This window comes from Paenibacillus sp. FSL F4-0087, from assembly GCF_038020215.1.
Classification (GTDB): domain Bacteria; phylum Bacillota; class Bacilli; order Paenibacillales; family Paenibacillaceae; genus Paenibacillus; species Paenibacillus taichungensis.
Genome location: NZ_JBBODJ010000001.1, coordinates 3,224,550 through 3,236,527 on the forward strand (window position 1 = coordinate 3,224,550; position 11,978 = coordinate 3,236,527).

An 11,978-nucleotide genomic window follows, 5' to 3' on the forward strand; every position below is an offset into this window, starting at 1 on the left:
GTCCCCTTATTTTCATATTGACATAAGTATGCGCCGGAATTATGATGTCTTTACCGAAATTGATAATCATTATCATTAAATGAACGTTAATCTAAGGGTTTGTACTCATCGACATATTTATCGTAGGTGTACAACCATATCAGTTTAACCAATGGGGAGTGTATCGTGTTGAAAAAAATATTGGCACTGCCGGCTGTTGTGCTGGCAACTTCGGTTTTACTCGCCGCTTGCGGCAATAATGAAGCTGGTTCGGACAAGCAGGCGGAAACGCCCGTTGCTCAAAGCGAAAATCAAACTTCCACAGATACCACGGATGCAGCAGATCAGGAAGCGGCCGGGAGTGATTATACAACCGCAGTGGATGGCTATCGCGCGTTTGCAATCGAGCAGATCGATGAATTCGTGAAGCAAGCGGAGAAGTTCACCGATGCCGTGAAAGCTGGTGATCTGGAGACTGCCAAATCATTATATGCACCAGCTCGTATGTATTATGAACGCATTGAACCAGTAGCCGAAGCACTTGGGGATCTGGACCCGAATATCGATGCTCGTGACGGGGATGTGGAGGCTGCCGACTGGCGTGGATTCCACCGGATTGAGAAAGCACTTTGGGAAGACAAGACGACCGAAGGCATGACTGACTTTGCGGATACATTGTTAAGTGATGCGAAGCTCCTGCGTGCCAAAGTCGAGACGATGGACATCGATGCGAGTCTAATGGTAACGGGTGCGGTAGAACTGCTGAATGAGGTTTCCTCCAGTAAGGTAACGGGTGAAGAAGAACGTTATTCCCATACGGATCTGTATGATTTTGCAGCGAATGTAGAGGGAGCACGCGAGATATATAACCTGCTTAAGGATGATCTGGCTGCCAAAGACAAAGATCTGAATCAGCAAATTGCGGACCGATTCGATGCGCTCGAGAAAGAACTTGCTCCATTCAAGGATGGAGACGGGTACGTTTCCTATGAGAAGCTGAAGGATGAGGACGTGAAGAAGCTGAGTCAGAACCTGGATGCATTGGCTGAGCCACTGTCGAACATGGGACAGGTACTGGGAGTGTAGAACGATGACCGAGCAGAAAAAGGATTCGCTGAAAAAGCCGTTGTCACGGCGTGAAATGCTGAAGCTGACCGGCGTGGCCGGATTGGGTCTGCTCTTGGGCGGAGGCGGTGCCAGCGGTCTGATGGCGCTGGGCCGCAAAAGCAGTTCGGCGGCATTGGATGTGAACACGCCGGACAAAGCACTGCCCTTCTATGGCAAGCACCAGGCAGGCATTATTACCCCGGCTCAAGATTTCATCTGCTTTGCCGCCTTTGATGTGACGGCGGGAAGTGCGGATGACCTCCGCCGTCTGTTCAAGAACTGGACGGCGGCCGCCGCTGCCATGGCCGCCGGAGAGATGATTGGCGAACATAATACAACGCTGAATACGCCCCCTACCGATACGGGCGAAGCGGCAGGCCTGACACCGTCACGAACTACGTTGACGTTTGGTGTGGGGCCATCTTTGTTTGACGGGCGCTTCGGGCTGCAGGGCCGGAAGCCCAAGGGCCTGCGCGATCTGCCGGCATTCGCCGGAGATGCGCTGGACCCGCAGTGGTGTGGTGGCGACCTGTGCGTGCAAGTCTGCGCAGACGATATGCAGGTCGCCTTCCATGCTATCCGCAATCTCGCGCGCATCGCACGCGGGCATGCGGTATTGCGCTGGACGCAGGAAGGTTTCCAGCGCACAGGCCGAGCTGACCCTGCAGGTGGAACACCGCGCAACTTGCTCGGCTTCAAGGATGGCACCGGCAATCCGGATACAACGGATGCCGTGCTGATGGACCAGACCGTCTGGGCGCAGCCGGCTGACGGTCCAGGGTGGATGGCCGGCGGCAGTTATATGGCCGTCCGCCGGGTTCGCATGCGTGTGGAGGTGTGGGACCGCTCCACATTGAAAGACCAGGAGGCGACTTTTGGACGCCACCGGGACAGCGGAGCGCCGCTCGGCAGCCGCGGCGAGTTCGATCCGGTAGATCTGAAGGCCAAGTCTGCCGATGGGCAGCCTGTCATTCCTGCAACGTCACATCTGCGTCTCGCCAAAGGAGATGGCAGTCAGCAAATTTTACGCCGCTCCTACTCGTATTCGAGTGGGCTCGATGCCAAGACCGGACAGCTGGATGCAGGTTTGCTGTTCATTAGCTATCAACGGGACCTGGAGAAACAGTTTATTCCGATTCAGAAACGACTGGCAAAGAACGATAAGCTGAATGAATATACCGTGCACACAGGCAGTGCTGTATTTGCCTGTTTTCCTGGGATTACGAATGGCGGATATATTGGGGACACCTTAATTTAATGGGGAGGATGACAATGATGGGCAGGATCGCAGATCGGAAGGCGCAGAAGCGGCTGCTGTACAAAGGAAGGTTGATGCGTTCCTTGCTGATGCTGCTGGTGTTCCTGATGGTGGGGTCCGGGGTGATTCGTTTACCGGGCATGTCACACGCTTCTGCTGAGGGGCTCCAAAACAAAGAGCAGTCTGTGCAAAAACAACTGGATAGTCTGTTGCCGCCTGTGGGCAGCGCCTTGGTTGAAGTCGGACAGGGCAAGCTGGCAGAAGCGACGGAGGATGTCGCTGAATTCCGGCAACTGTGGGATACTGCCAGCACGTTGGTGCCGGAGCAGAACGCAGATCAGGTTGCGACGGCCGCCAGCGTTGTAAGTGATGCCCTGTCCAAAACGGAACAGGCACTGTCTGGCAAGGATTCTGATACTGCCAAGAAAGCACTGGCTGATCTTGCCCGTGCGACCAATCAGTACATTGAGGCGTTTCAGGGTGCGGAAGAGAGCAGCGATGCAGGCCGTAAAGCGGCCGAAAGGCTGCTGCCGGACGCACGTAAAAGTTTGAGTTTAATGGAACAGGGCGATTGGACCCAGGCAGAGCTTGCCTATAAACGGATTGTTACGGCCTGGAAAGGCACCGAAGCTCCGATCCGCCAGGATCATTTTGGTGTATACAGCCAGTTGGAGAAAGACATCAGCCTAATTCGTATTTCAATGCAGGCCGAGCCGCGCAAGGAAGTACAGGCAACAGCGCGTATGAAGGAACTGGTCACGTTGCTCACAGACTATAGTGCAGGGACACTCAAGGAAGGGGAAGTTGAGGATACGTCAGCATCCTCTGGTGTTTCTTCTTTGTCCGACCTGCTGAAATTACTGGAGCAAGTAGAGCAGCAGATTCAAGCGGGGGATACGACTTCTGCCGCATCGGGATTGGAGCAGTTTATTGTGTCCTGGCCTTTGGTTGAAGGTCAGGTACAGATATCATCTCCAGCTTCATATACGGCCATTGAGAATGAAATGGCGGAAGCATCCGGATATGTCGTCTCCAATCCGCCAAATACGGTGAAGGCAACCGAGGTTGTAACCCGAATGATCCATCGGCTGGAGCCGTTAACGGCTACTACCTCATACACGGCATGGGATGCAGCATTGATTCTGCTTCGCGAAGGATTGGAGGCCATTCTGGTACTGGCTGCATTGCTGGCTTATGCCAAGAAGAGTGGCGAGACTGCGGCCCGGCGCTGGATCTGGGCTGGTGCCGGTAGTGGTCTGCTGCTTAGTGCGGCGCTGGCCGTTGTACTGTCGCTGACCCTTGCTGTGGCATCATCGGGTAGCACACGGGAGATGATTGAGGGGTATACGGGGCTTGCAGCCGTTGTACTAATGTTGACGGTTGGACATTGGATGCATAGCAAATCAAATACCCGCTCCTGGAATAGCTATGTCCAGAGACAGGTAGGTGGTGCGCTTGCCCGGGGAAGTCTGTGGTCACTCTTCGCTGTGGCGGGTCTTGCCATATTGCGAGAAGGTGCGGAGACTGCGATCTTTTATATTGGTATGGCGCCTGCAATTGAGACCTCGCAGATGTTGATCGGCATGGGGGCAGCATTGCTCATCCTGATTGTATTGGCTGTGGCCATTATTCAGTTCAGTGTACGTCTGCCTGTACGATGGTTTTTCCTGACCGCTACGCTGCTGATTTATTATCTGGTATTTCGTTTCCTTGGAGAGAGCATACACTCCCTTCAAGTTTCGGCAACCCTTGGGGCCCATGTCGAACCGAGTCTGCCGACGATGGGCTGGCTTGGCATGTATCCGACATGGGAGACCTTTATTCCACAACTCGTTGTGCTGGTCTTTATGATCTTCAATTTGATTCGTACAGAGGTACGTTCGGCCAAAGGAGCATCCAAGGCATCCGTGTAGCATGGAGCTACGAATCCCAATTAGAGGCTGCGTCCTGTTCGCATCATATGGTGATTGCCATCATCAAAGGGTATTTATAAGTTTTTATAGAAATAGCCGTATCCTTCACGTTCTATTCTGCGTGAAAGATACGGCTATTTATTTTTTTAGAGATCTATGAGATAGGTTAAACGGTTTGTGGATTGGCTTTCATAAGTGTGGGTGTGGACTCCCGTATGATCGGTTTGGTTACGATATGCGAGACCTGATAAGGCTGGGATGGATTGTCAATCCGGGATAACAGCATCTCCGCAGCCTTGATTCCCATTTCGTTACTGTAGATATGCACAGTTGTTAATGGAGGCTCAATAATCCGTGATTCAGGCGCATTATCGAATCCGCATATGACAATATCCTGCGGTACAGTAACATTCCTCGCTCTCAACGCTCTGATCAGTTCGACTGCGATAAAGTCGTTGGCACATACATACGCATCAGGCAGCGACTTCAGCTCAGCTACTCGCTCGTTTAACCAGCCTGGCTTCGAGAAGAACAGGCGGTCATCATCCACAATGCATTGGGATGGATCGACCTGCAGCCCCGCTTCCAGCATGGCCCGCTGGTATCCTACCCAACGTTCATTGAAGCTCTTGCAATGATTGTAATCCCCGGCAAATCCAATTTGGTTGTAGCCACTCTCAATTAATTTTCTGGTTAACTGATACGTGCTGTGCTCGTTCTCCATTAGCAGCAAATCGGCATGAAATTCCGGATAACAGATGTCGGAAGCGCTATCGATGAAGATCGTGGGAATTCCAAGATCGGTAATAAGCTGAGTATATTTGAGATCGAACAATTCAATGCAAATGATACCGTCCACGTTGGAAATATCAAAATTGTTGGGAAGTGTAAGTGAATCCTGATCAACCTCACGCACGATATGAATGGAGAGATTGTAGCCCTCTGCGCTGATTCTTTTCTCCAGACCACTGATTAACATCGAACCAAAGTGAGATGTATTGGGCAGATTTTCCGTTAACAAGGCGATATTGCTTGGAGCCTTGGTTAGAACATGCTCATTTTCCATATAGGCAAACTGTTTATATTTAAGTTCAATTGCTTTTTTAATTACACGATTACGTGTCTCATCCGGGATATTTCCGCTATCATTCAAGGCTTTGGAAGCTGTATTCCGGGAGATGCCCAAAGCATCCGCGATGTCCTGTATCGTGACTTTTTCTTTTGCCATCTAGTGCTTCACCTCTAATGATCATATGGTCGTCGATAGTATTATCTTAGTCAAATGTATAATAGATCGGAACAAATAGCAATCGCGATTTTACATATGCACAATTTAGTTTACATTTTTAATTCAGATAATGCGCTATTATTTGTATTCAGTAGTTTCGTTGCAAATGATAATTAGTTCGAAGTATCCTGCTGATGATAAGAGGGGTGACAGGTTGAAGAGGAATAAATAAACGTTGTATATACAATTTAATGTACATTTCGAACTCGAAAAACATACAAAATGAGATCAAATGCACAATTATTTTTTACATAATGTATTGACTAATGCCTAGATTACCTGCTAAATTGTAAATTATTAAATGAGCAATTGTAAATATTGAAAGCCCTTACTACAAACAATTGTCAACTTCAGGAATGAACGGAGGTCATGTGTTGGATAACACAGTGGATACCAAAAAGGGTACAGAAAGGGCGTTGAAAGAGAGGACATCAACCGGCAGGATGCAGCAGTTCAAAAAGAATTATTTTTTGTACTTGTTACTCGCACCAGCTCTGATCCTGACCCTTATCTTCAAATACATCCCGATGTACGGAGCCATTATTGCATTTAAGGATTTTAGTCCGATCAAAGGCATCATGGGCAGTGAGTGGGTAGGCTTGAAGCATTTTGAGAAGTTTTTGGCTTCGCCCAATTTTGACGTCATTTTTATGAATACGCTTAAACTCAGCTTTTTTGGATTGATATTCAGCTTTCCGGTCCCGATCTTGCTTGCTCTCATGCTCAATCAGGTACGTAAAGCGGGAGTAAAGAAAAACATCCAATTGTTTCTGTATGCACCCAACTTTATCTCGGTGGTTGTCGTTGTGGGTATGCTGTTCATCTTTTTATCCCCAACAGGGCCGATTAACCAGTTCGCCACCTGGATTACCGGTCAGCCAATCATGTTCATGTCCGAGCCGGAATATTTCCGCTGGATATACATTTTGTCGGATATCTGGACCGGAGCGGGCTGGGCTTCCATCATCTATGTCGCTGCTTTGGCCAATGTCGATCCGGAACTTCACAATGCAGCCAATCTGGATGGAGCGAATCTCATTCAACGTATTCGCCACATCGACCTTCCGACGATTCGACCGATTATGGCCATCGTATTTATTCTTGCCGCTGGCGGGATCATGTCGATTGGATTTGAGAAGGCCTACCTGATGCAGACGTCCATGAACCTGCCTGCCTCCGAAATCATTGCCACGTATGTCTACAAGGTGGGCTTGCAGTCCGGAGATTACGCTTATTCTGCGGCAGTGGGATTGTTCAACTCGGTCATCAATGTCATTTTGCTGGTGACTGTGAATCTGATCGTGAAGAAATTGAATGAAGGCGAAGGCCTCTATTAGGAAAGGAGTGTTATCCATGGTTGTCAAACATACGGGACTGGATCGTCTGATCCTCGCACTGAACGCGATTTTTCTTACCTGTGCCGTACTGGTTGTGGTTGTCCCCCTGATTTATATCGTCGTTGCCTCATTCATGGACCCAACGGTGCTGCTGAATCGCGGGTTGTCCTTCAATGTGTCCGACTGGAGTCTGGACGGGTATCAGATGATTTTGTCCAATCCGGCCATGATTCGAGGGTTTGCCAATGCGGTGCTGTACTCGGTTTCTTTTGCACTCGTGACGGTGACCGTCTCGATATTTGCAGGGTATGCCTTGTCTGATGAAAGGCTGGCTGGGCGAGGATTTTTCATGATTATATTTATCATCACGATGTTCTTCGGTGGCGGATTGATCCCGACCTATCTGCTTGTTCGTAATCTCGGCATGCTGGACACGGTATGGGCCATTATCATCCCTGGCGCAGTCAACGTCTGGAACATCATTCTCTCCAGAACCTTCTTCAAAGGGGTACCGCGAGAACTGAAAGAAGCCGCCAATGTGGATGGTGCCTCCGAGATGAAGATTTTCTTCCAGATCGTTATTCCGTTGTCGAAACCTATCATTTTTGTCCTCGCGTTGTACGCGTTTGTGGGGCAGTGGAATTCCTATTTTGACGCCATGATCTATCTGGATAATCCAAACCTCCATCCTTTACAGCTCGTACTGCGCTCCATTCTGATTCAGAATCAGGCTGCGCCGGGCATGATCAGTGATCAGCTTGCGATGGCGGAACTGAAACGGCTCTCGGAAATGATCAAATATTCAGCCATTGTCATTTCGAGTCTACCACTCATCATCATGTATCCATTCTTTCAGAAATATTTCGAAAAAGGTGTCATGGTAGGTTCACTCAAATAGTGAACAGCCTGAAATAAAGCACGTTCGACCCAACACAATCCACGGAGGTCATTATTATGAAAAAAGTGAACAAGTCCAGAAAAGCCGCTACAACGGCATCCATCTCCATGTTGTCAGCCATGCTCCTGCTCTCGGCGTGTGGTGGGGGAGGAGGCGGTGCGGCAAGTGAAGCCCAGTCACCTGATGGCAAAGTGACATTGAATTTTATAACACAGAGTTCTCCGCTGGCCCCTGCTGATCCGAACGAGAAGCTGATTAACAAGCGACTCGAAGAGAAAACCAATGTGCATATCAACTGGAAGAACTATACGAGTGACGTATTTGCAGAGAAAAGAAACCTGGCGGTAGCCAGCGGTGATTTGCCTGATGCCATCTTTGACGCAGGTTATGGGGATTATGATCTCCTGAAACTGGCGAAGGATGGGGCCATCATTCCACTGGAGGACATGATTGAGCAATACATGCCGAACCTACAAAAGGTGCTGGAGGAAGCTCCTGAATACAAGAGCATGATTACGGCTCCAGACGGACATATTTATTCCTTTCCCTGGATTGAGGAGCTCGGAAGTGGCAAGCAGCGCATACAGGCGGTGGATGACTTACCTTGGATCAACGTGGAGTGGCTGAACAAGCTCGGACTGAAGATGCCAACGACAACCGAAGAACTGAAACAAGTGCTGATTGCGTTCAAAACTCAGGACCCGAACGGCAATGGCAAGGCTGACGAAATTCCGTTGTCCTTCATTAACAAGCCGGGCGGAGAAGATCTGACATTTCTATTTGCAGCATTTGGACTCGGGGAGAACTGGGACCACACGGTGGTGACCAACGATGGAAAAGTGGTCTTCACTGCAGCTGATGAAGGTTACAAAGAAGCGGTCAAATACATTCACGAACTGGTCCAGGAAGGTCTTGTGGATGTGGAAGCATATCAGCAGGATTGGAATACGTATCTGGCCAAGGGCAAAGACAACAAGTATGGCATGTACTTCACTTGGGATAAGGCCAACATTACAGGTATGAATGATACCTATGATGTTCTGCCTCCTGTCGCCGGACCGAATGGAGAAATTAATGTCGCACGTACAAACGGTATCGGTCTAGACCGGGGACGCATGGTTGTTACGAGCAGCAATAAAAATCTGGAATCCACAGCGAAGTGGGTGGACCAATTGTACGATCCGCTCCAGTCCGTGCAGAACAACTGGGGAACTTACGGTGATGAGACACAACAGAATATTTTTGAATTGGATGAAGCTAAAGGCATGCTGAAGCATCTTCCGCTGGAAGGCGCTGCACCTGTTGAGCTCAGACAGAAAACGAGTATTGCAGGACCGCTGGCTATTCTCGACAGTTACTATGACAAATACACAACCAAACCGGAAGATGCTGCGTGGCGTATGGAACTGCTCGATAAATATATGGTTCCACACATGAAAGCAGAAAACGTCTATCCAAGCGTGTTCTTCTCAATCGATGAACTCGACCGCCTTTCCACCATTGAGACTGATCTGTTCGCCTACGTGCTGCGTATGCGCACGGAATGGTATCAGAATGGAAAGATCGATCAGGAGTGGGATGCTTATCTGAAAGAGTTGGATCGTCTTGGCTTGCAAGAGTGGCTGCAGATTAAACAAGCGGGATATGACCGCAACACCCAATAAAACAAACTGGATGAGGGGCTTTGTCGCACATAGCATTAAGTTGCGTGAGTGAAGCAAAGTTACCTCTTCAACGGTTTGAATCAAAGGAGTAAACCAATATGTCTACCATTTCAACAACCGATTACCGGGGCGTCTATCACTTCTCACCCAAGGAGAAGTGGATGAATGACCCCAATGGCATGGTATTTTTCAAAGGTGAGTATCACTTGTTCTATCAGCATCATCCGTTTGGCACAACATGGGGGCCGATGCATTGGGGACACGCGGTGACGAAGGATCTGGTGACCTGGGAAGAGCTTCCTGTGGCTTTGGCGCCGGATGAACATGGCATGATATTCTCCGGCAGTGCCGTGGTGGACTGGAACAATACGTCCGGATTCTTTGACGATGAGCCAGGACTGGTGGCTATTTTTACCCATCATCAGGAGGTGCCAAACGATCATCCGATTCAGCGGCAGAGTCTCGCATATAGCAAGGATAGTGGTAGAACATGGGTGAAATACGAGGGCAATCCGGTACTGGAGCATGAGTCGTTCGTGGATTTCCGTGATCCCAAAGTGTTCTGGCATGAGCAGACCAAAGAATGGATCATGATTATCGCTTGTGGTCAGACGGTATGTCTGTACCATTCTCCCGATCTGAAGGAGTGGACATTGGGCAGTGAATTCGGCGCCGGGATCGGTTCGCATGATGGCGTCTGGGAGTGCCCTGATCTGTTCCCTCTATCCGTGGATGGGGATGCGAGCCAGGAGAAATGGGTGATGCTCGTCAGCATTGGTGCAGATCCGGCCTTCAAGGAAGGCTCCAGAACGCAATACTTCACCGGAGATTTTAATGGGATTACATTTGTTCCTGATGAAGCTTCCCATACCGTTCGCTGGTTTGATCATGGTCGGGATAACTACGCAGGGGTTAGTTGGTCCGACATTCCGGCAGAAGACGGCAGACGCCTGTTTATGGGCTGGATGAGCAACTGGATGTATGCCAATCAGACACCAACCGAAGGTTACCGCGGCGCCATGACCATTGCGAGAGAGCTGACATTGGAGAAAAGGGACGGGGAAGTCCTGCTGGTTCAGCGTCCTGCACGCGAGCTCGAGCACGCCCGCACACCAGTACTATCCTTACAGAATGCTTCCATCAGACAAGTGAGTGAGCAGTTGAACACCTTGCGCCTTGTAAACTATGAGATTGATGCGGAATGGGCTTCTGATCAATCTGTTCAATTTGCATTACGAAGTGGTTCAGACAATGAAACGCTCATCGGTGTGGACGCTAGCCAGAATGAGGTATATGTTGATCGCAGTCGATCGGGTATTAGCGATTTCCATGAACATTTCCTGGGCCGCCATGCAGCGGAATTAAAAGCAGTGGACGGCAACCAACATCTGCGTATTTATGTGGATTACTCATCCGTAGAGGTATTTGCCAATGACGGTCAAGCGGTTATTACGGATCTGATCTATCCGGATGCGGGTTCCGAGGGAATCTCTGTTCAGTCCGAAAATAAGGATGTAGTATTTTCTTCGCTTCATATCTACGAGCTATCTCCCATCCGAGTTGAAGGTCAGTCGGAATAATCGCGAGGGGGACAGTAAGATGCGTATAGGAGCAATAGAAGCCGGTGGAACGAAGTTTGTATGTGGTGTAGGTAACGAGCGAGGGGAAATTGAAGATTGGTGCAGCTTTCCAACGGAACATCCCGAGACCACACTGGCGAAGGTCATCGACTATTTCAGGGACAAAGGAGTGGCGGCGATCGGGATCGGCTCCTTTGGTCCGATTGATCTGCAACCCGATAGCCCCACCTATGGTTACATTACAACAACGCCCAAGCCAGGGTGGGAAAACTGTAATGTTATTGGATCATTGAAGCGCGAATTGCCGGTTCCCTTCGGATGGGATACGGATGTGAATGCAGCGGCCCTTGGAGAAGTCACGTGGGGAGCAGCGAAGGGACTGGACAATTGTGTGTATTATACGATCGGCACAGGTGTTGGGATTGGACTTGTGGCGGGAGGCAAACGTGTGCATGGATTGCTGCACCCAGAGGGTGGACACATCCGGACGAGACGCCACCCGGAAGATCATTTTGCCGGATTATGTCCGTATCATGGCGATTGCCTGGAGGGAATGGCTGCGGGCCCAGCCATTCAAGCCCGCTGGCAGAGCCCTGGAAGCGAACTCCCGACAGACCACTTGGCCTGGGAGATCGAATCTTTTTACATTGCGGAGTCCATCACAACGGCCATTCTGCTTCACTCCCCTCAAAAGGTCATCTTGGGCGGAGGGGTGATGCAGCAAAGTCATCTGTTTCCCATGATTCGGGATCAGGTTGTACGGAATCTGAATGGTTATGTGAATGCAGCCGCAATAACGCAACATATCGACCAATATATTGTTCAGCCTGGATTGGGCCAGCACGCAGGACTATGCGGCGCCCTCGCATTAGGTTTAGAAGCATTGCAGCATGAAACATATGCTTTATAGCGTTTGATATGTATGGACGTCCCAGAAGGGGCGGATGCAGGTTC

The 11,978-nt window shown here is 49.7% G+C and carries 9 protein-coding genes; 8 read left to right on the plus strand and 1 reads right to left on the minus strand.

Features of this window, described 5'->3' with window-relative positions:
- The first annotated feature begins 168 nt into the window (after positions 1 to 168).
- From efeO to MHB84_RS15000, 3 genes are read left to right on the plus strand one after another with little or no spacing between them, the layout of a single operon-like run.
- On the plus strand, positions 169 to 1,065 hold the full coding sequence (gene efeO, locus MHB84_RS14990; RefSeq protein WP_076287463.1) for an iron uptake system protein EfeO: 897 nt from the start codon (positions 169 to 171) through the stop codon (positions 1,063 to 1,065).
- A gap of 4 nt (positions 1,066 to 1,069) precedes the next feature.
- A complete protein-coding gene (efeB, locus tag MHB84_RS14995; protein ID WP_076287464.1) occupies positions 1,070 to 2,344 on the plus strand; it encodes an iron uptake transporter deferrochelatase/peroxidase subunit in 1,275 nt (424 codons plus the stop codon).
- 17 nt (positions 2,345 to 2,361) lie between these two features.
- A complete protein-coding gene (locus MHB84_RS15000; RefSeq protein ID WP_083678739.1) occupies positions 2,362 to 4,257 on the plus strand; it encodes an FTR1 family protein in 1,896 nt (631 codons plus the stop codon).
- A gap of 166 nt (positions 4,258 to 4,423) precedes the next feature.
- Here the strand turns inward: MHB84_RS15000 and MHB84_RS15005 are convergent, their stop codons facing one another.
- Positions 4,424 to 5,485 carry a LacI family DNA-binding transcriptional regulator gene (locus MHB84_RS15005; RefSeq protein WP_076287465.1) on the minus strand — a complete coding sequence of 354 codons (1,062 nt, stop codon included), beginning with the start codon at positions 5,483 to 5,485 and terminating at the stop codon, positions 4,424 to 4,426.
- Between the two features lie 503 nt (positions 5,486 to 5,988).
- Here MHB84_RS15005 and MHB84_RS15010 point away from each other — a divergent pair.
- The 5 genes from MHB84_RS15010 to MHB84_RS15030 all read left to right on the plus strand — a co-directional run bounded on the left by MHB84_RS15010 (position 5,989) and on the right by MHB84_RS15030 (position 11,934).
- Complete coding sequence (locus MHB84_RS15010; RefSeq protein WP_256716728.1) at positions 5,989 to 6,882, plus strand: ABC transporter permease; 894 nt, start codon at positions 5,989 to 5,991, stop codon at positions 6,880 to 6,882.
- Positions 6,883 to 6,898: 16 nt separating this feature from the next.
- Positions 6,899 to 7,780, plus strand: a complete 882-nt coding sequence (locus tag MHB84_RS15015; RefSeq protein WP_024632860.1) for a carbohydrate ABC transporter permease — start codon at positions 6,899 to 6,901, stop codon at positions 7,778 to 7,780.
- 56 nt (positions 7,781 to 7,836) lie between these two features.
- Complete coding sequence (locus MHB84_RS15020) at positions 7,837 to 9,444, plus strand: ABC transporter substrate-binding protein (protein WP_076287466.1); 1,608 nt, start codon at positions 7,837 to 7,839, stop codon at positions 9,442 to 9,444.
- A 98-nt stretch (positions 9,445 to 9,542) separates the two neighbouring features.
- The gene (locus MHB84_RS15025; RefSeq protein ID WP_076287467.1) at positions 9,543 to 11,024 is read left to right on the plus strand and encodes a glycoside hydrolase family 32 protein; all 1,482 of its coding nucleotides are present in this window, start codon (positions 9,543 to 9,545) and stop codon (positions 11,022 to 11,024) included.
- Between the two features lie 19 nt (positions 11,025 to 11,043).
- Positions 11,044 to 11,934, plus strand: a complete 891-nt coding sequence (locus MHB84_RS15030) for an ROK family protein (protein ID WP_076287468.1) — start codon at positions 11,044 to 11,046, stop codon at positions 11,932 to 11,934.
- Positions 11,935 to 11,978: the final 44 nt, after the last annotated feature.